Genomic DNA, 22,893 nt, shown 5'->3' on the forward strand with positions numbered 1-22,893 from the left:
TTAACTCATCCTTTCATCCCTGAAGTAATCATACCGCTGACAAAATAACGCTGGAAAACCATAAATACAATTAAGACCGGAAGCATCGTAATAACGGACATCGCAAGCAGGCTTCCCCAATCGACGTTGTATTCCCCAATAAAATTAGAGAGCGCCAGCTGAATGGTGTATTTGGATGGATCACTGATTGCAATCAAAGGCCATACAAAATCATCCCATCTCCACATAAACGAAAAGATCGCAAGTACAGCCAAAATGGGTTTGGCTATCGGAAGAATAATGCTCCAGTAAATTTTCCATTCCCCGGCTCCATCCATACGAGCCGCTTCTAACAACTCATCCGGTACGGTCAGCAAATATTGCCGCATAAGGAACACACCTGTCGGCGTTGCTGCTGGCGGAATGATGATGGCAAGCAGGCTGTTATATAAACCAAGTGCACTTAGCACTTTGAAGATTGGGATCATAATGACCTCAATCGGGATCATAAGTGTTGAGATAAAAGCAATAAGTATAATGGAGCTTCCACGGAAACGATATTTTGCGAGTGCAAACCCTGCCATGGAATTGATCAATAACAGCAATAACGTTGAAGATATCGTGACGATCGTACTATTCATAAAATACAAGCCAAAATCACCTTTTTTGAATGCCGCTTTGAAATGTTCAAAGGTCACAGGGTCTGGCCACAATTTAGGAGGAAAGCTATACAGATCGCTATTCGTCTTCAAAGCAGAGATGACAACCCATAGCACTGGCAGGAGCCACAACACTGCGGCCACACTCAACATGCTGTAGATTGCAATTTTGACTATAGGTTTCATGACCATCAGACAGCCCCTCCTTTCGATAGGCGGAATTGAAGTGCCGAAAATCCGCCGATGAGAATAAACAGAATGACCGACATGGCACTGGCAAGACCTAATTCCTGCCTATTAAATCCAATCTCATAAATGTATTGAACAATAAAGGTCGTTTCTTTACCTGGCCCACCGCCTGTAAGCGCAAACATAAGTGGGAAGGCTTTAAACGCGTCAATCAGACAAAGCATAACCACGAGTAAACTTGTCGGCTTCAATAGCGGCAGGGTAATATAACGAAAAACTTTGGTGCCCGTTGCTCCATCCAAGCGAGCGGCCTCATAATAATCTGTGGGTATAGCTTGTAATCCCGCGATAAAAATGACCATGAAAAATCCCGCTCGTGACCATACCGTCGCCACAATTACGGCCGTATTGGCCCAGAAAGATGAGGTTAGAAAGCCTACAGGTTCTGCACCTGCCATCGTTAACAGATGATTCAGAATGCCGAAAGAATCTCCGAAAATCCACTTCCAGGTTAAACCTACAATGATAAAGGAAATCATGGTCGGCCAGTAAAAGATAGCTCTGAAGAAACCGCGCATACGAATCTCACGCGCCAGCAACAACGCAATGCCTAAAGCCGCTGCATAAATTAACGGAACAACAATGACAGCATAAACGCCTGTTCGCCCTAAGGTTGACCAAAATTCCTGATCCGTCAGAATCTTCAAATAATTGTCCAACCCATTAAATTTCATCGGATTCAACCCATCATAGACATGGAATGAATAGTACAGCCCCAATAAAGAGGGAAAAACGATAAATGTACTAAAGATCAGGAGATTTGGAAGTATGAACAGATACGGAGCGATAACGAGTTTCCTGTTCTGTTTGGTCAATGTTTTATGATTTGTTCGCTGTGCTTCACTCATCTGCGTGCCCCTTCCCTATAAATTAAACGAAAGGGAGGCCTAACTGGAATCGCTAAGCCCCCGGTTGTGATGAACATTTGGCTTTACGTTTAACTTTGTGTTTGGTTAGCCCTTATTGACTGCCAATGGCTTCATTGATCTGCTTAGCCATCTGATCCAATGCATCCTGCGGGGTTGCTTTATCGGATAACACGTCCATAATATGATTTTTCAAATCCGTAGAAATCTTGGATATAAGCGTTTGTCTGGACCAATCATTCGCTGCAAGCGGCGAACTGTTTTTCAGTTCATCCGAGAAAACTTCAAACATCTCCTTGCCAAATTCATAATTCAGTGTGGAACTGTCCTTCCTTGGACTCATAAACAAAGACTCCTGATTATATTTGGAATTCACTTCCTTGGACGTCAAATATTCAATAAACTTTGCAGCTTCCTCTTCCTGCCCGCTGCCCTTAAAGGCCATAAGGAACTTCCCTCCTGGTACGGAAGAACGCTGCGTTCCTTTTGGCATGTAGGTGACACCCCATTCGAAGTCGGTAATATCCTTATAATTGCTAATCATCCAGTTGCCAGCCCAGTGTGCCGCTACCGTTCCGGAACGGAACAAGTTGTTCGGATTTTCTCCACCCAGCCATACCGATTCAGGCATGATACCCTCTTGATGAAGTTGTTTGAACATCTCCATGGAGCGAATTCCAGCTTCACTGTTAATCGCCGCAGCAGCGCCATCCTCTGTCAAGATGCTTCCGCCATTCTGGTACAACAGCGTAGACCACCGATGGGGAGTGACATCCCAAACCATGCCATACCGCGCTCCACCTTTGTCCATCACCTGCTTTAATGCAGCGATATATTCATCCCAAGTCCATACTTCATCTGGAGAAGTTGGCACCTTGACACCGGATTTATCAAACAAGGTTTTGTTATAAATCAATCCATTTGCTGTAACATCCATCGGTGCGGCTACCAGTTTGTTATCCATAACATAGTAAGGTTTAAGCGAGTCGATAAATTGATCTTGGAATTGTTCCGCATTCTGTACATAAGGGGTAAGATCAACAGCCTGATTGGCAAAAGACCCCGTATCCGTCACCCGGCTCAAGGCTGGTGGTTTACCTCCGGATAACATCGTTTTCAACTTGGTTTGAATATCCTTGAAGCCGACTTCAATCAGATTGATTTTTACGTTAGTATTACTTTGCTCGTATTCCTTAATGACCTCCTTGATGACTTCTCCTTCTTTCCCATCAGAGAACCATACAAAATCAAGAGATTTTTGTTTGCCATTAGCGTTGTTACCTGCATCTCCACAAGCACTCAGCAGGATGAGCACCGCTGTTAGTAACACGCTGATGCTCATCTTAAACCATGTTTTTCTTGTCATTTTAACCTCTCCTTAAGAAGAATTAATGATTTTGGGATACATGAAGCAATTCGTTTTTACGGAACAACTGTGGAGAAACACCGACGTATTGTTTGAATGCTCTGCTGAAATACACAGGCGTATTGAAGCCTAATGTCTCGGATATAGACAAAATCGGTGCATCGGTAGATAGCAACAGCTTTTTGGCCTCTGCCACCCTTTTGCGTATGACATAATTGCTGATCGTATATCCCGTTGTTTCTTTAAAAGAATGACAAATATAATATTTATTCAAATGTAGCGTTTTGGACAGTTCATCCAGCGAAACGTTCTCTGCATAATTTTGGTTCAAATAATGAAGAACCCGGCTCACACTGGACTGCTTCTGTGAGGAAATCAGAATCGGATCGACCGATTGCGCCGTAGTCATTTTTCGATAAATCCGCAGCAGCAACTGAGTAAGAATCAATTTAACCATCGTTTTACATCCCGCACTTCGGGCATCCATCTCCTCTTTAATCCCTTTAAATGTATTTGAGATGTATTCACGCTCCTCCGGGGACCAATGTACCAATAAACCGTCGGGGTGACGGAAAATAGACATCAGATTCTCTAATTGACTAAGTTCAAGCATGTCTAATAGCAATATTTCCGTAAAATTAACAAAACTTCGCTTGTACACAATCTCTCTCGAAGGATTAATCCGATGAGGAACTCCACCTCTGAAAATAAACATATCCCCGGGCTTCGGCTTATAGATTCGATCACCGATCAAGAAGGTTGCATCCCCTTGGATAAAATAATGAATCTCATACCCGTTATGTGTATGAATGGGCCATTCATCCTGAAAATTGTCAGCTTCCGAGCGCACATAAACTTCATTTTCCTGCAATGCCATATTCGTCGGGGTGTGTATAGTTAACATCAATAAAGATCTCCCTTCTCTGAATATAAATAGCAATATAGTTTAACCATTTGTAATGATAGCGCTTTACAATGAATTGTATCACAGATATTTCGAACTAATATGAACTATATTGCTGTATTGTTGATCACAATTGTTGCAAATGATTCCAAAGGATCTCAACCATCTAAATGCTGGAAATCAAAAAACACGCCATAGCTCTCAGTCTATGACGTGATGGATCAACCATTATTGAATAGTACCTCCCGATTTACTCCTTGTTTTTACTCTTCTTTATTAATTTATCAATAATCAGACCCAACGCTGTCCAAAAAAGCAGATGTAATCCACATATGAGAGGCTTAAACAAGTACGTTGTCTCCGGGTTCATATTGATGTCTGTTAGCCAGCGGTTTAATAGTGGATTGAATGGATTCGTTAAATATATCAAAATGTTTTTATCGTCATTGCCCGTTAGGTTATTGAAACACACCAGTAATGAGAAAAGGACTAACCAAAAGGTCAGCCTTTTGAATATGTTCATCTTCGTCTGTCCCTCCTCTCTAAACAAGTTGAGGCTCATGGGCTCAACCCATCATAAAGATGTTATTCAAACCCTTTATATGCCGAATTTCAGAGCTCGAACAACCTCACCATCAATAAGTTCCTCGCTGATCCGCTGGAAACCGAGAGATTCGTATAAGACGCCGGCAACGTGATTATCAGGCCTATGTCCAATTAGAATGCGTTTGCAGTTTAGTGTCTTTTGCATCCTTTGAATCAAAGCACGAAGCGCTTCTTTTCCATATCCTCTGCCCTGATATTTACTATCAATCATCAAAGCAGGCAGCCAATAATCACCCTCGTCATGCTCTTGATCAGAATACACCGCAAAACCGACCAAATCTGAATCGTTGTAAATTGCCATAGGATCTTTGACAAACCTGGACTCAGCCAACCAGTATACAACTGGTGCAGGGAACGTTGATTTCTGTTCTTCACTTACCTGCAATTGAGTACAAGCAAACCAATCATCCATCGAAACCGGTCTCACCTGAATAGTCATTTAAAAATCCTCCTAATGGTTTTCTTCGTTTTATAATGCACATATTCAACTGTTTACTCATACTGCATCACTCCTTTCACATAGGTTAAAGGTATCTCCGTGTTTTAAGGTTGTTGCTTAAATCTGATCTCCGATCTCGACAAGAGTAGGACTATGTTTAGTCAGTTCAGGGAACTCAAAAGATTTGTTAGCCACCATTGCTTCCCGAACAGCTCCTAAACCTTCCGACTTCCAGATCGAGTAAATATATTTGGAAAAGGCATATCCATTCAAGACGTACCCGCTATCTTGTAGCTGTCTGAACAACTTCGCACTCTCTTCAGACTGTTCAATATCCGCTAGAATACAAGCCAGATTGTTTAGCGCAATGTGAATATCTCTCTGTGATATTCTGCTCGAATTCACATCTTCCCAACTGCCGACAACTTCTTCTTTTTTCATTGGCTCTAAGGAAGCCCAATCGATGTGATCTATTAAATGCATCGTTTCATGCATAAGTAAATCTACTTCTTTTTCATTCCTGGAGTGATACAAATAAGCTAGACGCTGTTTGTTGTATGTAATTCGGGCAAAAAGAAGATTGTCCCACTGCTGATCTTCTTCAATAAGCCGTTTCATATGTTCTAAGACTTCCGGCATCTCGCTGTATCTCTCTAATGCCCAGAACGTACCGCTTAAGGCCCGGTGGCTCTCAAAACGAACGACGCGATTGGAATCCAATCTTGGCGCATGATCACAAGCATATCGATACCAGTCTATCCAATGATTTAAGTAATTCCCCAGAGACAACGACAAAGCCTGTGTAGAATCAGAAACGACCCAATGGTACTGTTCAGGGGGGAGAATCTGCTTTCCCCATTCGAAAAATGCCAAATGATTGGCATAAAGTGGCTCCGGATCTCTTAAAAGGGCATAACCATCTGAAATATTCCAGTATACCCAGCCTCGTTCATTCACAGCTAGTTCGCCGGATTGTTCATATTCTTTCAATAAGTTGATCATCCCCTGATGATCGCCTCGAGCGACTGTTTCCTGAAAAGCATGAACGATACTCTTCCTCATCTTCATCCTCCGTCCCTCATAGCCCTTACAATGGCTTCGTGCCGCAAGCAGTAATAAAATTCATCATGGCATAGGCTTCTGGTGAATGATTTATAGCTTCGAAAGCTCGCTGTAACTGGACAAACTCCTCCCGGCTAATGATACCCTTTTCAACAAAATGTACAAAACGCTGGAGATTAAATTGTTGCTTGAAACCCTCTATACCGATGATGTCGCTGTGTTGAACAACCGCATCGATGTCAACATCAATGTATCCACTCTCAGAGAGGAGCCGCGGCAAACCTCTGCCAATTAATCGATTACCGCCATGTTGGGCTACAAAGTCCGCGATTTTCATTAATACGGTATGTAGCGCCGGTATATCTGGATTAACTGCGCCAAAAACACCATCGTCAACATCAATAATGGCCAGCCGGCCACCAGGCTTGAGCACACGATAAATTTCTTGCGCAGCTTCGATCGGATTGTTCAGGTGAAGAAAGATCAGCCTAGCCACCACAAAATCAAAGGAGTTATCCGGCAGATCCATCTGATAAATGGAAGATTCCACAAATTGCAGTCGCTCGAAAGAAACGTCTTTTAGCCGTTCTTTGGCTTGCGCTTGTAACGTATGATCTATCTCAAGCGAGGTAATCTCGCTGCCCGGTAGACTGTTCAATAATTGTTCCGTGATGTAGCCGGGTCCGCTTCCGACCTCTAATACACGCATTCCATTTTTGAGCCCATACCACGCCAGATTACGAAATTCTTTGGACCATCCCATGCCGGCTTGCATCTTTAACCTCTCTAATTCAGCTTCGAAACTTAATACTGCGGTTTGGATATTGTAAGTTGAACGCGGGTCAGTCATATTCCTTTTCCTCCTCTTGATTAAAATGATAGAACCTGTATTTTTACACTTTTTTTCTACCTAAAAAAAGAGCGACCTTGTGATGTTTGTCTATCGTTCCGCCTGCATGATCTATTGAACGTTTGATTCTCTCCAAAAGCGTACTCCGAACATCCTCAGAAAGCTGCTGATGCTTGGAATTTGTATTTAAAAGTGCGACATATTCATCGCTCGAACAGGACTGTATCCAGTTATATTCCTTGACCTTAATGTCTGTGAACAAGCCCGAACGCTCCGTTATTTCTTTGCGCTCCTGAATGACTTCATCAGGCGAAGGATATTGAGAATCATCCAAATGAGGGGCTAGCGCAATGTAATGCGCACGGATTTCTCGATGCAGCTGGTCGTAGCCAGGAACATGAACTGTCAAAAAAAAACCTATGCATCCCTCATCCTCAAGCACTTCCCAGGCCCTGCGGTAGCCGATCTCTGGATCAATAAAATGAAAGGCTGTCCCTGACACCATCAACTTGAAAAGCTTTCCTTCTTCATTCCATTCCTCAAACGAAGTGTTGATCACTTGAATGGATGGATACGATCTGAATTTATCTGCGGTAAACTGTGCCAAATTGCTACCTAATTCAATACACGTAATGTTGGTGTAGTCCTTACTCACCAAACCACCAGTGGCCTGCCCTGTTCCGCAACCAACTTCAAGAATGGAATCTTGCTTATCAAGCTTCGCATATGTAAAAATATCATCAAACATTTCGCTCGGATAGACAGGTCTGTAACGCTCATATTCACTCACTACGAGATTAAATGTTTCCTTGTTTTCCATGGTATCCGCCTCCATTTTGCTAACATTATTTTCCTTGTTTTCATTGACTAAACTTACCATATTTTATTATTGTTGAACATATCAGAATAAACCTCTCAATAATGGAATGATACCGTCTCTAGTTCATCAGTTACTAAAATGGATCGAGGTGTTCCGATGAAAATATCCCCATTCTTTTTCGGGAAGCTGACAGATGAGCAATGGGGAAAAGGAATCTATAGACATCTGGACCATCATCTCAAACAATTTGGAGTTTAATCTAATCTTGGCAGATCGCATAATCCGGAAAAAGCCCATGACAACATTATGGCTTAATCACACATCTCTGCATGGTTTAAGCTTCATGATGTCATGGGCAATATGAAGTGAAGCTCTTACTCTTTACTTTCCACTTTCTGAACACAGCCAGTGACGGTCACAACCGATTTTCCTGGAATGTTCACGATAAAAGATTGCTCCTCTTCCGCTGCGGTAACTCTCTCCTGACAAATCAGATCCAGTTCCGCATTGGTTACGTAAGACTGCATTGTTGCAATTCGTTCATTTAATCCCAGCTCATGGAGGTCTAATTGCAAGCTTTTGTCCTGTTCACCATGATTCACAAAAACAGCAGTCACGGTCTGCTCTCCTTCATGGACATAAGCAGAACCTAACAAACCGCTATCAGCTTCCTCACCAAGTCCGGTCAAGTCGATTCGCTTCGCACCAGGCCGAATAAATCGGCTATAGTTACCGAGCACCCAGAGCATTTTAGATGTCAGAATATTTTGCTCATCGCCTGTTTCATTAAAATCCGTATAGATTAATCCATCTTTGTAGTCTACTTTGGAAACCGCTGTCCACCATTGCCATGCTGCCGCATTCGCTTCCACCAGATCAAAATGAATCGTTCTTGCCACATGAAGGGCTGGCTCAATCCCTAAATCACGTCCAGGACCATAATCCCCCAGAATGCAATATTCCGTCACCCAGTATTTGCTCTCTTCATCGTAATGCTTCATGTTCGTGTGCAGCAATTGCCTCAATCTGACTAACCGATCATCCCCCGGATTACTGTAGTCAGACCAGTATGAATGGGAAGCCATTTTATTGCCTATCGCTTCTTTCAACTCAGGATCACCGATCATATCCTTTATGTATTCCCGATACTTCCCTGTTCCCAGCTTGTTAGCGCCGCTGGAATACGTTCCACTTCCCGCAAACTGACGATAGTATTCGTCGTCCAAGAGCGCCGTAATTTCCACACCGTCCGGTGCACTGATCCGTGTCTGCAAATCGGTCTGCTGTAACTGGCGATATAATTCCAGAATCACTTGCTTCAGATCATCATTATTATAACGATTTCCCTCCTGCCAAGACTGATTCCAGTCCCAAGTCGGCTCGTTGATCGGGCTAATATAGTCAAAAGCAAGTCCTTTTCCCTTGAAATACGATAAAACATCAATTAGATACGACGCGAACTTTCCATTATACTCCGGTTTCAGATTCGTCGAACCCACTTCAAGATCAGGCTGGGCATGCCCATTTTTGGTCATCCATACCGGCGGACTATTTACAAAAGCGATAAGTGTCTCAACTCCCCGATCACGCGCAGCTTGAAGGAACCACTGTTGGCCCGACTGTTTACTCCAGTCATACTCGTGCTCCTCTGATATTTTGAAAGCTTCGGCTCTTCTCCAAGGGTCGGGAATTCGATCCTGATCGGTTTCTGTTGAACCTGCGCCTATGTTAAAACGCCATGCGGACAACCCGATGCCTCGCTCCCTGGAAAATAACAGATCGGCGATTTGCGCCTTGTTTTCCTCGCTCCAATGCTTCCCTAGCGGTTCCATCGACCACGCATCCGACGCGCCAAAATTGTCTATACTCTGATAACATATATTTCCATCAATCGTGACTTGTGCATCCAGCCTATCGTTTGCTTTTGGGGTATCTCTTTGCATCCCTCATCCTCCTCTTCCTGATCTATCTTTGCAGATCTTTGCACTCCAAACCGTTCATTGGCTAATGGTTAGAGACTGCCAGTTATGTAGGCAGCCTCTTATATTTTTTGGAATTCAGTGTCTTCTCAGGTTATAAAGGAATATCCCCCCTTTATTCCCTGCCCCGATTCCTGTTATCCTACAAGACCAGAACGTTCCACACTCTCCACAAAATGACGCTGAACGAACAGATAAATGATAATCAGCGGCAGAATCGCCATCAACACACTCGTATTCATCATCATAGACATGAAAAACGGGTCTTGTGTATAAGATGCCGCAGCCTGGCCTCCGCCCGTTAGATACGTCGCAATGGTAAAGCCCGAGGACGACATCATCGACGACATGACTTTAGGTTCATTCAAATACATATTGGTGAAGAAGGAATCATTCCATTGCCAAACGAATGAGAACAGCATAACCGTAACCATTGAAGGGATCGCGTTAGGCAAAATAATACGTCCAAACGTTTTGAAATATCCTGCACCATCCACGTAGGCAGCTTCTTCAATCTCACGCGGAATACCTCTGAAGAACTGGCGGAAAATGTAGACGTACAGACCTGTTTTCACACCCATACCGAGTGCTGCGGAGATCAGAAACGGCCAGTATGTGTTGATCAGATTAGCAGGACTGCCACGAAACAGCTCGATTAAACCCATCACATCAAAGTTCTTAAAATTCAGATAGAGCGGAATCATGATCGTCTGTGTAGGCACCAGAATGGTAAATATTACGGCAGCAAACAACAAACCACTGCCTCTGAACTTGATTCTTGCAAACCCATAGCCGGCTAGCACACAGGTTATCGTTTGCAGGAGCATAACCGCAGAGGATAACCATAAGGTGTTCATTAACACGCCGGGATAGTTCATTGCCGTGAAGACCAGTTTAAAGTTTTCGAGCGTAAACGTACGCGGAATCCAGATCACCGTTGGGTCATACAGATCGGACATGCTTTTAAAGGATATCGATATTTTCAATAAAATCGGATATAGAATGACAAATGAAATGCCAAAGATCAAGACAAACCGAACCAGAATCCACGCCCACTTCTTGATCGCTTCAAACCAGTAGGCCGTGGAACCTAGGCGATGCAGCCATTCCTTTTTCGCTGGCGGTTGCCCTGCTGCGGTTTCTGTCTTCATGTCAGGCCTCCTTCAGAATACTAGTTTTGATAAAAGACCTTGCGGGATACCAAGGCGGTCGTTACCCAGAGAATCAGTGCAATCACAGCAAAATACATCCAGGACATCGCCGCACTGAGCCCGAAGTTAAAGCTTTTGAAGGCCGTATCCACCACAAGTCGGCTCGTCTGATCACTGATGAAGCTATCCACGATGGTATACACCAGATTCGTCAGAATCAACGGGCTTAGCATCGGGAACGTAATTTTCCAAAAGGCTTCATAGCCTGTAGATCCTTCGATTTTGGCTGCTTCATACAGTGATGGAGAAATCGACTGCAAACCGGCAAGGAAAATTAGAATCTGGACGCCTGATTGACTGACAATCTCGTATATCCGGCTAACCGCACCTGTCAGATATTCGACCAAAATCGGACTCATGCCGGATTCAAGCAACATAATGGTCAGATCCAGATTTTTCATCACGGACAGTCCACCGCCCGTCATATCGTTGGCACTACGTACAACGGATTGCATCAAATCCCCGTTTTCGATACTCGCAATAATACCCGAAGCCAAAATAACCGGAAGGAAAAAAATCGCTCTCGCCAGCACCCTTCCATGAAACTTCTGATTCAGAATCACCGCAAAAAACAGGCTGAAAATAATGATTAACGGTGTATTCACGACAATATTGATTACAGATTCCGTCAACATCCTCACATAGGATTCATGAGAGAATAACGCCTCACGGAAATTCGCCAAACCGATAAACTCCAGCGTAAACCCTTCATTGGACACCTGCAGATTGCTCAGACTGTATCGGAACGAAGAGATCAGCGGCACCATGAAAAGTAACAAGAAACCGATGAACCAAGGCAGGATGAAATACAAACCGTAATATCTGTTTTTTTGCTCTAGGGATAATTTCTTAAGTTTCATTCCGGCATGTCACCTCCTACCCAGTAGCTCTTCGCTGCCACACGTGTGCCATTCCACTCCACAGCAGCATCGTTGTAATTCACAATGACCGTTTTACCTTTTTCGTAAGTCGTTTGATAAACACCCTTACTCAGCTTCTCATGTTTAACAATCGTTTGATTCTGTACATCTTGCAGCACATTCCTAAGTTCCTTATATCGCTCTGCTGATTCCTCGATCCAGCGCCGATAATCGGCTGAATATAACGCGTCAAAACTCGTCAGTTTGATCGCAGATGGATCTGCATAGAACCACGTGTAATACGGTGCCGATCCGGTTTCGATCGCCCGGAGCATCTGTACATGGGAATCCTGATCATCCGCCATATTCCAGGCCTGCCCTGCATATTGCACGAAGCCGTGATAGACCAGTTGGAAAAAGGGCACCGCTTCATCGGTGATGTTAAACCCGCTGTTGCTAACAGGTGCATCTACGATATGTCTGGCATAGGGGCTTGCATAACTATTGCCGCCCTCTACAAGAAGCGATGCATCCGAGCTGCGTACCTGCTCAAGCTGATTCATCACAACCTCTTTGGCTTGTTCGCGATTGATCACATTAGCGCGGTTAAAATCGGAATTAAGCTGGTCGCCTAAATCTCGAAGCGACAGACCTGTAAGTCCTGTTTCCTTATAATCTTGTAGAAATCCGCTCACAATGCCCGGCACCGCTTCCGGACTCAGGACATAACCCGGAGAGGCTTCACTCTCCTGTGTAAAGGAGGCGATATAGTACGGGAACAACTGCGCAAGTTTACCTGTAATTTGGCGAGAAGCATACGATTTTTTGAATCCCTTCGCTTCTGGGAACGCCTCCAGGAAGGATACGTCCGGATATAATCCAAAACCATTCTCTTGTGTATAGGCCTGTAGGCTTTGCAAACCTTTAGCGCCACCAAGCTTTTTATCAATATCGATGGACTTCGGCATATCATGATGCATACCGCCGTTAAACCACCCCGAGTACCGAAGCTGGATATCCTCCACACCAAGGCTTTGCATTTCTTTTAAAATATCCTGTGCCTCTTCGAACGTGGTAAGCGACTCGTAAGCATTATACGGGATGCCGAGGAAAAACTTTTTCTTCGGGATACCGCCGATCAATTCCACGTAAAAAGGGAGTTCCGTATCATCACCTAAACGGGTGAGATTCTTTTGCTCCGTCAGATAATCCCGATAAGTCGAGGCCATACCGGAATAGCTCGCATCATCTGCGCTCAAAAATTCATAGATAACGGACATTTCATTATGAAAAGGCTGTGCCTGAAACCGTTTGACTGTGCTGGAACGCCAGCCGTTCGTCAGGGTAACCTCTTCCATACTGCTGAGTGAAAAACTGGAATGCACCGTATTGTACTGGTTCAATCTTCCGCTGACATCCGCTTCAACAGACGCAACCGCATCACCTTTATCAATGACAGCAAGATATCCTTTGTCTCCGTAACTCATACCAAACACCGGCATTCTTGCCTTCTGTTCCTTCTGGATCTGGGAGAGCTGATTTACAGCATGATCACTTCCATACAGAGCCGTACTATATGGGGATACTGACGTTTTTTTATTATTAAAATAAATCAGAGATCCCGATCCGTCTGGCACCAGACTGTATCCTTTATCTTTTGGACCGCTTGCTCCAAAAAACGGCAGCAGGGACAAGGATTGAATTTTCATCGTATCTGGATACTGGATTCCATTTTCCGGAATGGAAACACGCAGATGTCCTTGCTCCAGCCGATACTGGACAGGCACAATGACACTTGCGCTCCCGCTTTCCTCTTCACCGTAGGCCGCTTTGTCTATGGCAATCTGTGCCTCATCATAGCCGACAGACTCGAAAATTCGGGTTACTTTGGACAAACCTACGCCTTTCAGAGATGAATCCCGTCTTTCGTAGCGTTTGTTCTGCTCATCATACTTAAAGCGCTTCTCAATCTCTTTCTGGTCTTGTTCTTCCAGTTTCCCGAGAATTAATGTGTTAAAACGTTCTTCGCTAATATATTTAGGGATAGCTTCAATATCACTTTTGACTTCACCCAGCGTGTATACAACGTTGAAGCCGTCCTCTACTTTTTCAACTTCAAACTGACCACTCTCTACACTGTGCGTAAAATTATCGTATTTGAGCGCATTGCCCGTATTATCGTAATACGTCAATTCAAATTGCACATTCAGCTGGGACTTGTTATAACCGGTCGCAATGGTATCCTGTTCACGATCCTGCGGGTTAGAAAACCACATCGCACCATTCTTCTGATCCTTGACCGCAATCTCTGTCGTTTCCGGCTTTAGATACAGGATCAGGCCATCCTTTTCCGCAACAACTTCCATCCCCTCAGGAACAGTTACGGCTTCGTTCTTCTGTTGATTCGCAGATGCCGTCTGCGGTTCAGAGCTGGTCGCATCGGATTGCTTTTCCCCCTCACGTTCAGGATCCGTCGTTGTAGACTCTTGTTTTGTTAAAGTTTCCTGTGTTTTAGAAGACTCAGTAGCCGTACTCTGATCTGCCTCCTGTGAATCGCCAGATGTGGTTACCACACGTTCCGATACGGATTCCGCATAGTTGATATTTTGAGCCATAAACAAGCTTGCAATAAGGATGACCGCTGCAAACGCGGTACGCTTTTTTCTCATATCAGGCACCTCCCTTCTTCTCCTATTCGCGCAGTGTAATCTCTTGAAAGAGGGTATAACCGAAACTGATGATCTGCTGGATCAGGCTGAAGAAAAGCAGGCCCAGGAAGATCACAACACCCATGACAACTAGCGTAAGCAGCATGGTGGTAATCGTTTTCATGACCGAGTATTGATGTACTGTCTTGGTTCCAATAAACAGCAGCCACACAAACCAGATGACACCGAACGAATCCAGCAAGTAATAAAAAGAAGATTCGCGCAGCGTAATCACATTACTCAGCAAAATATTAGGAATGTTGACCAGAATAAGCGGAAGCATCGCATATCCTGTTGCAATCAAGATGTCTTTGAACTTACCTTCCCCGTCCATCAGCGTAGTCAAGGACCAATTGGAAATACACCAGAGTAGAAAAGGGAGAACGATATATTTGAACTCGTTAATACTATTAAGCGAGAGCGGATAGTTATCATTGACAACATACCCGGCAAACTGTCGCTTCAAGATCATCGTTATCGTGACAGCCAGAAGCACTAGCAATGCAACGCGCAATCTGCCTTTATTTTCATATTTCAAATCCCAGTATCCGTCAAAAGGACGTACCGCGACATGCAGAGAGTATTTGAGTTCCTTAATTAGCGACATCTCTGACCCCCCTCTCATTCCTTGTTCTGGCGATCCGGCGCCAGACGATGACGCTGATTAGCAAGGCAATTGCTACAGTCATGTACATTCCGAAATATTCACGCATGTATTCTCTCCGATATTTCGCCAAAGCTTTGGAATAGTATTCGCGGTCATTCCCTAACTTCAGATAGGTCATTGCGTCCTTGTACTTCCCTTCTCGCAGCATCGATTTGCCGATACCGATATAGGCCATCTCATAGTTCGCGTCAAGGCGCAACACCTCTTGCCATAACTTCGCGGCTTCCGTATGTTTGCCAGAGCTGTACAACCGATTGGCCTCATTAACTAGGCTTCCAAACGTTGTTGCCTTGAACTCCGTAATTCGCCCGAGATCTCGATCCAGTACGTAGATAGCGTCCCCATAGCTTTCGATGGCAACCGGATTTTTGAATGTACCGATCTGGTTGCCAAGCTGACCTATGACATAGAGCAGATTACCATCCTCGTTATACGTGAACACCCGACCTCTTGTTGAATCCAGCGCACGATAGACACCGTTACTGGACACCTGGATATCCACGAAGGAAGAGCGATTGAAGGTCAAGTCTCCGACCGGTGCAAATTCACCGTTAACCCGAAGTACGTCAATACCGGAGGGATTCAATCTTTTGACCGCAGAAAGCGAGTTTTTGTCCGCTGTTGTGGTGTAGATAAAACCGCCATCATCGATGTCCGCGTTGTTGAACTCCAGCGGGATAAAACGAATCATTTTCTCCCGTTGTTCCTTGGTGGATACGGTTTTCCAGAACAGGTCGACCGGATCAAACTGCACTCGATTGGTACCCATAAATCCGGTGAAACGTCCGTCACTATCAAACTCGATCAGTCCTTCAAAGACCCCGCGACCAACCACGTAGATCCGTCCAGCTTTGTCCACGATAACCTTGCGAGGAAAGTATTCAAACGTATCACTAAGCACATCCGACTCTGGTGCACCGATGGCCCGCACAAAAGTACCATCTTGATTCAACTCTACGATTCGTCTGTTTTCGGTATCCGCAACGTAGATTTGACCTGCTTCCGTCACAAAAAGTCCCTCAGGATTGTTAAAGCTGTCCTTTTTACCGTCATGGTTAAACTCTTGAATGACCCGAACCGTTTCCCATTTCTCGTTCAAGACAACGATCCGTCCATTGCCTGAATCCAGAATATAGAGCAAGCCATCTTTCGCAGCATATAAATCCAGCGGAGACTGCCATGCTCCTGTTCCGGCCTCATCCCCTGTGATTACTCTGGAGGGAAGAAACGCAATCGGTGACTTCACCGCATCTCCCCAATAGTTGTAGGTATATCCCTCATACGGTGCCGCATGAGCCTGGTTATGTCCGAATCCGGCAATCAGCAGGGAAGCTGCCAGAACGATTAGCCATGATTTCACTCTCATCTGTAACACCCTCTCCCTTAATCCTTCATGCCGGATGAAGCCATCGTTTGAATGACATTGCTCTGCGACAATACAAACGTAACGATCGGCACCGTCATCATGATGACCGCTACTGCAGCGCCTACCCCTGCACGAGCAATTCCCCCTTGAACAATCTGTCCCATGGCGTAATGCATCGTTTTGAGCTGCTCACTGTAGATAAAACTGCCGCCATCCGTTCCCCACAGCATCTGCATCATCAGGATTAGCAGGGTTAACCAAGCCGGTTTAACGAGCGGCATAACAACCTGTATGAAAATCCGGTATTCGCTCGCACCATCCATTTTCGCCGCTTCCAGCAATGCATCCGGGATCTGCTCCATAAACTGCTTCATCAGATACAAACCCAGCGGATAAGCAAAGGCAGGGATAATAATCGCTTGATACGAGTCGAGCCACCCAAGGGTCGACATGATCATGTAATTCGGGATTGCCGTGACATGTGGCGAGAACATAAGCGACAATACGATGACTGTAAACAGCACCTTGTGTCCGCGAAATTTATGTTTCGCTAGTGGGTATGCAGCCGCCGAGGCCAGAATGATATGACCGAACGTACCCGCCGCAGTAATAAACACGGTATTAAAAATGTATCTCGAAAAAGGAACCCATGAATTTTTCATCACCTGAAACAAATCCGAGAAATTCTCGAACGTCGGATTGCGAACAAACAGGGTTGGCGGGAAAATGAACAGCTCATCCAGCGGTTTAAACGCATTATTAATGACATAGATGAGCGGAACCGCCATAAATGCGCCAAATCCGCCAAGTAGCAGGAACAGCAGGATGTCGACCTGCCAGGATCGGTTGATTTTTCGTTTCATACGCAGGGCTATCTTCATCTGCTATTCCCCCACTCTCTTCAGAAGCTTTTGTACAAGCAGGTTGGAACCCAGCATCAGACCGAACAACACCGTTGCAATGGCAGACGCATAACCCATTTCGAAGCGGATCGTTCCGTAATCCATCAAGTGAGTGACGATCGTATGCGCACCGTACTGCACACTTGGGAACCCTGCTAGCGCCGTAGCAACTTCGGCAACCGCCAAGGACGCAGTAATCTGAATGACCGCACCAAACATCAACTGAGGCCGCATCGAAGGCAGCGTAATGTACCATAACTCCTGCCAGCGATTTTGTACCCCATCGATTGCTCCTGCTTCATACAGCGTACGATCCACGGTCTGCAAACCGGCGATGAACGCCAGGAAACTGGTTCCCAAGCTGAGCCACAGCTGCACTAGCATGATGATCGCCAGCATATATTTCGGATCTTGAAGCCACAGGATCGGTTCGTAAAGAATGCCTGTTTTCATCAAGAAACCGTTCATAATGCCGTATGAATCCCCGGAGAATATAATTTGCCAAATAAAAAACACATTGCCTGAAATTGAAGGTGCAAAAAAGATCAGGGTCATAAAGGCTCTCACCTTGGGATTCAGCTCATTAATCAGCCACGCGAATACAAAACAAGCGATGTAGCTGATTGGGCCGGTGACCACCGAGAAAATAATTGTATTTTTGAGACCAATCAAGAACACATCATCATTCCAGAGCAGCTTGGAATAGTTCTCCCAGCCGACCCATTGCGGAAACTCCAGCATATTGAAGTTAGTAAAGCTGAAGAAAATGGAGATGATGACGGGAAACACGGTAAATAGTAAAAACAACAACATATACGGAGATAGTAGAACATACAGATGTTTATCCCGCTTCATATCTCTGACAAAGAGTTCCCATTTCCCCGGCATGCCGGCAGGCGTGCGCTTGGGCCGAGAACCGGTTTTGTTCACCATTTCTGTCTTTTGCAAAAGAGTCCCTCCCTAGCGCATTCCGTCCAATTTAAACTCTTTTCGTTTCTGCTGAATTTCGTAGTTAATTTCCTGCACATAATCATAGATGGCATCCGTGGAATTGGTACCGTTATTCACGACCTCACGCAAGGCATTGTCCAGATGGCGACCTGTAAAGTAACCTCCAGGCACTTCAGGCACGCCCTGCACCCACTCCCATTGTTCTTCCAAACTGCGATAATCGCGGATTGGCCAAGGCAATTCCTGTAATGCTTCAATGTTGGCTGTCGGATAGCGCGCCGCAGCTCCCATCAGACCTTCCATTTCCCGTCCGAATCGAACTTGTGCATCCTTACTAACCCACCATTTCATGAATTCCCATGCCGCATCCTTATGTTTGGATTGTTTCAGCATGACCGTCGCCGTGCCACCACTAGCCACATCCCGTTTGATGCTTCCGTCCTTCTGCTTGATTCCTGGAACCGGGATAAACTCCCATAATCCTTTGATCTCTGGCGCAGATACAGACAAATAGTTGTAGAAGGTGTAATCCATAATGCCCACTGGCATTTCACCTGTTCTAAAGCGCATCGGGAAATCAAAGGTGAGCGGAAGTTTATAACTGGTATAAAAATTCGTCCATTCTTTGAACGCTTCCAGCCCCGTTTCCGTATCCATACCACTTCTGGCACCTTGGTCTAAATAGAATGAACCACCCATTTGATAGAGCAGCATTGCATACGCCCGGTTTACTTCGAGTACCGGTACACCTGTGGTTTGAGCAAGCGGCAGTGCCATTTCCATGTTATGCTTCTGCAGCACCGGAATCATGGCATACACATCTTCCCACGTCTGAGGTGGCTCAAGGTCAAGCTGTTCCAGAATATCTTTCCGGTAAAATAACATATTGAATATTTGCTGTTCCGGTAGGGCAAATACTTGATCCTCAAATTGATAAGGAACCATGGCACTGTCCCTGAACTGTTTGATCAATTCGTGGTACCCCGGATACGTAGACAGATCCTCTGCCGCATGCCGCATCCCGAAGTTAACCGGCACATCATTGCCTACTTGCATCGCCACATCCGGTCCTTCTCCTGCAAGGGAGGCGCGGAGCAACACGTCGGCATTGACCAGCTTGAGATTGACACTAATGCCTGTCAGCGGTGTAAACGTGTCATCAATCATCGCTTTTAATACCTGCGCCTGGTCGCGGCCTGTACCAATCCAGACGGTAACGGATTTATCTTCATCCGCTGTGCTACCGATGGTGTCGTAATCTTCAAAGAAAGAATGGAAGAAAGACGAAACCTCATGCCCTGCTTTGCGGAAGGCCGAATCATTTGCGTTTGGCAACTTCTCATCAGGGGAAGCTAAGAGCAGATAGTCAATTTCCAGCGGTTGCTCCCGAACTTCCAGAAGCCAAGAACCGACACTTCCGACGTTGATTTTGAATTGAGATAACCGTTTCTGAACCGTTTCCGGTTTGTCAGCCAGATCAGCCAGTTGATAAGCGGTTTTATTCAAAATCGCGGTTTTATCACTCTTTTCACCTGTTAGACGAATTAATTCTTCAGAAACCGCATTCAAGATATCGCTTTGCTTATGAAATACTTCCACCATATCTGGAATCTGCTTCTCTAATTGATAATCGCGATATGGGTCAGGCACATTGCCTGTGATCATCAGAATTTTTCGATACATCGCATTGATCTCAAGCACGCTGGCTTCAACCTGACGGATCAAAGGCGCAATGGCCCCAAGACTGACCTCAAGCCGCAAATCATGTTTTCCTTTGGTTAAATAAAATAAATACGGCTCTTCCTCGCTCCCAAGCACATGCATCTGCCAATCCGAATCATAGAAGAATGGAATCTGCATCATCTCTTTGAATGGCGTTTGGTTATCGATCTGCAACGAGCGTGTGGAATATATGCCTCTCAGCAATTCCTGTCTGCCTTTGATTGCAATTTTATATAAGCCATCCTCCGGAACATCCATTTCCCATGCAATCCATTGCCCCGGCACACGCCAGTTGTTCCCACCAATGGTGTTCATTCTGATTTTGGAAACATCATAAGGTTCTGTTGAGGTGCTGGATCGATCTGTAATCGGATACAAGGTCGGTGATGACTTGGTTGCGGCCTGTTCCCCTTGAACTTTGATCAAGTGTCCGCTTGTTTCCGCGTATCCTTTCGATTCGTACTCCTGCTTCAGTTCCGCATAGGATGGCGGCTCTTCGTAATGATGTAGTTTGATCGAATCAATGACCATCGGCTCCCGTGTCGATACAAGCTTTATGGAGTGTTTCCCTGCTGAAAAATAAAACTGGTACGGCTCTTCATAATAGCCTTCTTTATCTCTCAGGATGGACTCCTGCCACATGGGTGCTTCAATCTGACGCGGACGCAAGTCATTGCCTCTATTGTCTTGCTCAATTTCGGATTTTTCATTGACCCAAACCCGATGAAAGCTCATGTTGCGTGCACTGTTGAAAGGGATCTCCCCATCAATCCATAACTCGCGTTCGATCGCAGAGCTCTTTCCTTGAATCGGGTAATAACGCAACGTCATGTGATACATGCCGGATTCCGGAACATCCACGTCCCATTGCATGGAACCGCTCTCCTCTGTTCGTATAAACTTGCCCGTTTCGCCGCCGAGCTCTGTGATCATCTCTGGTTTCATTCCTTCAGCAGCTGTGTAATCTGCTCCCTGAATGACAATTTCTCTGGAAGGCCGCTTCTCGTTCTGGTATTGCTGCAGATAATAATCATAGCTACCCTCCGCAGCAGACTCCGATATCGGCATCACACGGCTCGGATCTGATGTTCGATTTCCGGATTTGGAATTACCGCTCGCACCGGAACTAAATATCGCGTACACCACGACGAGCATGACCATGACGACGACAATCGTCACTCGGGATAATGTGAATTTCACCCAATGCCCCTCCTTTAACTGACTCTCTTAAACGTAATCAGATGGACGGCCTGCAAATTTGTTTCCCGGCTAACCGAGAACAGATATGAGGCCGTCAACTTATATCCATTATTTTTTCTTGTCTTGCTCTCCGCTTAGTACTTTTTTCGCCGCAGCCTGAGCAGGTGCAATGACTTGTGCAATACCTGTAGAAGGTGTAATTTCACCTTTCACAAATTTCTCGGTTACGCTGTCCAATTGCTCTTTGATGCCCAGACCGCCGAAGCGTCCGCCAAACAAACGTTGTACCTTGCCATCATCATTCATCGCATTCGCGATTGAAGTTTCATCCGGTAAAATATTTTCAAGAGACAGTCTGCGGTTATCCTGCCAGTTATCAAAGTCTTGCAGATCTTCCCAGATCTTCACGATCACATCTGCATCCTTAACACCTTTCGGAATAACATAAGCTGCCGTCTGACCGAAAGGTTCAAAGTAAGAGTTCGCTTTAGGACCCTTAGGCATATAAACATATCCCCACTCATCCTTCAGCTTATCTACGATCCGGCCTTCAACCTCCCAGAGTCCACCGGGATACATTGCAATCGTGCCTTCTCCGAAATATTTGGCTGGATCTTCCCAGTCGTTGCCTCCGTTGGCTTTGATCACTTTATGCTCGGTGTACAGGCTATGCAGGAAGTTAAGCGCTTCCATCGCTTCGGGAGAATTAAACGTCACTTTGCCTGTCTGCTCATCGTACAGTTTGCCACCGTTGCTCGCGATCAGCATCTCCGAAAGTACGTAATGCGCTCCAGCAAGACCGTATTGATCCATCTTACCGTCACCATTGCGGTCAACGGTTAGCTTTTTGGCTGCATCCAGCATCGTATTCCAGTTCCAGTTATCCTCATCCATTAACTGCTGTGGGTCTTTTAAGCCCGCTTCCTTAAAAATTCGTTTGTTATAGAACAGACCGCTGTCATTTGGTGAATACCAGCTTTCGAGACCATACACCTTGTCACCGCCAAAGCGCATCGAGTCCACAACATCCTTCTCGACCCGAGTGTCTTTGAGATAATCATCCAGCGGGGTCAGGAATCCACCATGCATAAGTCCCCAGATGAAACCATCGGGAATGCGGACAATTTCCGCAAAAGGCTCGTTCGCGAGCACGGAGGAAGACAGTTTTTCAGATGTAGACCAGTATTCGGTGTTCAGATACTTGATTTTCACGTTATATTTTTCTTCCACCATTTTGATTCGCTCACGCGCCAGTTCATCTGACTCTGAATCTCCTTTGGGAGTGGCATCCCACCAGTGAGATATGCGAATGACCCGTCCGTTCAAATCAGGAGCTGGCACAGCCTCTTCCTTCTCTTCTTCCTTGGCAGGTGTGGTGTTAGTCTCCGTCTCAGCTGGTTTAGTCGCAACAGGCTCGGCTGGTTTATCATTAGAACCACTACATGCAGACAAAAGCATAATCAAAGCGGCAAACAAAACGATGAACATGATTTGGTTAGAAATCAATTTTTTCAACATGGGTTGCCT

General features: G+C 45.3%; 18 protein-coding genes and 1 pseudogene. 1 reads left to right on the forward strand and 18 read right to left on the reverse strand.

The features are described 5' to 3' along the window. Positions 1-5 precede the first annotated feature (5 nt). The 8 genes from BLQ13_RS14175 to BLQ13_RS14215 all read right to left on the reverse strand — a co-directional run bounded on the left by BLQ13_RS14175 (position 6) and on the right by BLQ13_RS14215 (position 7,800). Positions 6-830 (reverse strand): carbohydrate ABC transporter permease, encoded by an 825-nt coding sequence (locus BLQ13_RS14175; protein WP_090920906.1) that lies wholly within the window; start codon positions 828-830, stop codon positions 6-8. After that, positions 830-1,735 carry a carbohydrate ABC transporter permease gene (locus BLQ13_RS14180; protein WP_090920908.1) on the reverse strand — a complete coding sequence of 302 codons (906 nt, stop codon included), beginning with the start codon at positions 1,733-1,735 and terminating at the stop codon, positions 830-832. The genes BLQ13_RS14175 and BLQ13_RS14180 overlap by 1 nt, the downstream gene beginning before the upstream one ends. Before the next feature lie 112 nt (positions 1,736-1,847). Continuing rightward, positions 1,848-3,119: an ABC transporter substrate-binding protein gene (locus BLQ13_RS14185; protein WP_090920909.1), complete on the reverse strand. Its 1,272-nt coding sequence runs from the start codon at positions 3,117-3,119 to the stop codon at positions 1,848-1,850. Positions 3,120-3,141: 22 nt separating this feature from the next. Beyond that, positions 3,142-4,023, reverse strand: coding sequence for an AraC family transcriptional regulator (locus tag BLQ13_RS14190; RefSeq protein WP_090920911.1), 882 nt, complete (start codon positions 4,021-4,023; stop codon positions 3,142-3,144). A 598-nt stretch (positions 4,024-4,621) separates the two neighbouring features. Next, the gene (locus tag BLQ13_RS14200) at positions 4,622-5,068 is read right to left on the reverse strand and encodes a GNAT family N-acetyltransferase (RefSeq protein ID WP_208606792.1); all 447 of its coding nucleotides are present in this window, start codon (positions 5,066-5,068) and stop codon (positions 4,622-4,624) included. Positions 5,069-5,185: 117 nt separating this feature from the next. Beyond that, complete coding sequence (locus BLQ13_RS14205) at positions 5,186-6,130, reverse strand: hypothetical protein (RefSeq protein ID WP_139168895.1); 945 nt, start codon at positions 6,128-6,130, stop codon at positions 5,186-5,188. A 25-nt stretch (positions 6,131-6,155) separates the two neighbouring features. Next, complete coding sequence (locus BLQ13_RS14210) at positions 6,156-6,980, reverse strand: methyltransferase domain-containing protein (RefSeq protein WP_090920917.1); 825 nt, start codon at positions 6,978-6,980, stop codon at positions 6,156-6,158. Between the two features lie 43 nt (positions 6,981-7,023). Further along, a complete protein-coding gene (locus tag BLQ13_RS14215; RefSeq protein WP_167375735.1) occupies positions 7,024-7,800 on the reverse strand; it encodes a class I SAM-dependent methyltransferase in 777 nt (258 codons plus the stop codon). Between the two features lie 174 nt (positions 7,801-7,974). On the opposite strand from BLQ13_RS14215, the pseudogene BLQ13_RS29240 reads away from it, so the two are divergent. Next, positions 7,975-8,058, forward strand: a pseudogene (locus BLQ13_RS29240) (DUF1569 domain-containing protein); the annotation flags it as partial. Between the two features lie 116 nt (positions 8,059-8,174). Here BLQ13_RS29240 and BLQ13_RS14220 read toward each other — a convergent pair. The 10 genes from BLQ13_RS14220 to BLQ13_RS14265 all read right to left on the reverse strand — a co-directional run bounded on the left by BLQ13_RS14220 (position 8,175) and on the right by BLQ13_RS14265 (position 22,884). Continuing rightward, positions 8,175-9,743, reverse strand: coding sequence for a glycoside hydrolase (locus tag BLQ13_RS14220; RefSeq protein ID WP_090920921.1), 1,569 nt, complete (start codon positions 9,741-9,743; stop codon positions 8,175-8,177). A gap of 173 nt (positions 9,744-9,916) precedes the next feature. Next, entirely contained in the window at positions 9,917-10,930 is a 1,014-nt protein-coding gene (locus BLQ13_RS14225) for a carbohydrate ABC transporter permease (protein ID WP_090920923.1), read from the reverse strand. Positions 10,931-10,950: 20 nt separating this feature from the next. Beyond that, the gene (locus BLQ13_RS14230) at positions 10,951-11,850 is read right to left on the reverse strand and encodes a carbohydrate ABC transporter permease (RefSeq protein ID WP_090920925.1); all 900 of its coding nucleotides are present in this window, start codon (positions 11,848-11,850) and stop codon (positions 10,951-10,953) included. After that, a complete protein-coding gene (locus BLQ13_RS14235; protein WP_090920927.1) occupies positions 11,847-14,519 on the reverse strand; it encodes a DUF5696 domain-containing protein in 2,673 nt (890 codons plus the stop codon). The genes BLQ13_RS14230 and BLQ13_RS14235 overlap by 4 nt, the downstream gene beginning before the upstream one ends. A gap of 22 nt (positions 14,520-14,541) precedes the next feature. Next, positions 14,542-15,165 (reverse strand): Yip1 family protein, encoded by a 624-nt coding sequence (locus tag BLQ13_RS14240; RefSeq protein WP_090920930.1) that lies wholly within the window; start codon positions 15,163-15,165, stop codon positions 14,542-14,544. Beyond that, positions 15,152-16,591 (reverse strand): hypothetical protein, encoded by a 1,440-nt coding sequence (locus BLQ13_RS14245; RefSeq protein ID WP_090920931.1) that lies wholly within the window; start codon positions 16,589-16,591, stop codon positions 15,152-15,154. Before BLQ13_RS14245 ends, BLQ13_RS14240 begins: the two co-directional genes overlap by 14 nt. A 17-nt stretch (positions 16,592-16,608) precedes the next feature. After that, complete coding sequence (locus BLQ13_RS14250) at positions 16,609-17,472, reverse strand: carbohydrate ABC transporter permease (RefSeq protein WP_090920933.1); 864 nt, start codon at positions 17,470-17,472, stop codon at positions 16,609-16,611. Between the two features lie 3 nt (positions 17,473-17,475). Next, positions 17,476-18,381, reverse strand: a complete 906-nt coding sequence (locus BLQ13_RS14255) for a carbohydrate ABC transporter permease (RefSeq protein ID WP_240037208.1) — start codon at positions 18,379-18,381, stop codon at positions 17,476-17,478. A gap of 72 nt (positions 18,382-18,453) precedes the next feature. Beyond that, the gene (locus BLQ13_RS14260; protein WP_186812291.1) at positions 18,454-21,327 is read right to left on the reverse strand and encodes an extracellular solute-binding protein; all 2,874 of its coding nucleotides are present in this window, start codon (positions 21,325-21,327) and stop codon (positions 18,454-18,456) included. Positions 21,328-21,474: 147 nt separating this feature from the next. Next, positions 21,475-22,884: an ABC transporter substrate-binding protein gene (locus BLQ13_RS14265; protein ID WP_090920935.1), complete on the reverse strand. Its 1,410-nt coding sequence runs from the start codon at positions 22,882-22,884 to the stop codon at positions 21,475-21,477. Positions 22,885-22,893 lie beyond the last annotated feature (9 nt).

It is taken from the genome of Paenibacillus polysaccharolyticus, assembly GCF_900102085.1.
GTDB lineage: Bacteria > Bacillota > Bacilli > Paenibacillales > Paenibacillaceae > Paenibacillus > Paenibacillus polysaccharolyticus.

Coding starts and splice junctions, on each gene's coding strand:
- BLQ13_RS14175 (WP_090920906.1), bottom strand. CDS start 830: ATGGTCATGAAACCTATAGTCAAAATTGCAATCTACAGCATGTTGAGT.
- BLQ13_RS14180 (WP_090920908.1), bottom strand. CDS start 1,735: ATGAGTGAAGCACAGCGAACAAATCATAAAACATTGACCAAACAGAAC.
- BLQ13_RS14185 (WP_090920909.1), bottom strand. CDS start 3,119: ATGACAAGAAAAACATGGTTTAAGATGAGCATCAGCGTGTTACTAACA.
- BLQ13_RS14190 (WP_090920911.1), bottom strand. CDS start 4,023: ATGTTAACTATACACACCCCGACGAATATGGCATTGCAGGAAAATGAA.
- BLQ13_RS14200 (WP_208606792.1), bottom strand. CDS start 5,068: ATGACTATTCAGGTGAGACCGGTTTCGATGGATGATTGGTTTGCTTGT.
- BLQ13_RS14205 (WP_139168895.1), bottom strand. CDS start 6,130: ATGAGGAAGAGTATCGTTCATGCTTTTCAGGAAACAGTCGCTCGAGGC.
- BLQ13_RS14210 (WP_090920917.1), bottom strand. CDS start 6,980: ATGACTGACCCGCGTTCAACTTACAATATCCAAACCGCAGTATTAAGT.
- BLQ13_RS14215 (WP_167375735.1), bottom strand. CDS start 7,800: ATGGAAAACAAGGAAACATTTAATCTCGTAGTGAGTGAATATGAGCGT.
- BLQ13_RS14220 (WP_090920921.1), bottom strand. CDS start 9,743: ATGCAAAGAGATACCCCAAAAGCAAACGATAGGCTGGATGCACAAGTC.
- BLQ13_RS14225 (WP_090920923.1), bottom strand. CDS start 10,930: ATGAAGACAGAAACCGCAGCAGGGCAACCGCCAGCGAAAAAGGAATGG.
- BLQ13_RS14230 (WP_090920925.1), bottom strand. CDS start 11,850: ATGAAACTTAAGAAATTATCCCTAGAGCAAAAAAACAGATATTACGGT.
- BLQ13_RS14235 (WP_090920927.1), bottom strand. CDS start 14,519: ATGAGAAAAAAGCGTACCGCGTTTGCAGCGGTCATCCTTATTGCAAGC.
- BLQ13_RS14240 (WP_090920930.1), bottom strand. CDS start 15,165: ATGTCGCTAATTAAGGAACTCAAATACTCTCTGCATGTCGCGGTACGT.
- BLQ13_RS14245 (WP_090920931.1), bottom strand. CDS start 16,591: ATGAGAGTGAAATCATGGCTAATCGTTCTGGCAGCTTCCCTGCTGATT.
- BLQ13_RS14250 (WP_090920933.1), bottom strand. CDS start 17,472: ATGAAGATAGCCCTGCGTATGAAACGAAAAATCAACCGATCCTGGCAG.
- BLQ13_RS14255 (WP_240037208.1), bottom strand. CDS start 18,381: ATGCCGGGGAAATGGGAACTCTTTGTCAGAGATATGAAGCGGGATAAA.
- BLQ13_RS14260 (WP_186812291.1), bottom strand. CDS start 21,327: ATGGTCATGCTCGTCGTGGTGTACGCGATATTTAGTTCCGGTGCGAGC.
- BLQ13_RS14265 (WP_090920935.1), bottom strand. CDS start 22,884: ATGTTGAAAAAATTGATTTCTAACCAAATCATGTTCATCGTTTTGTTT.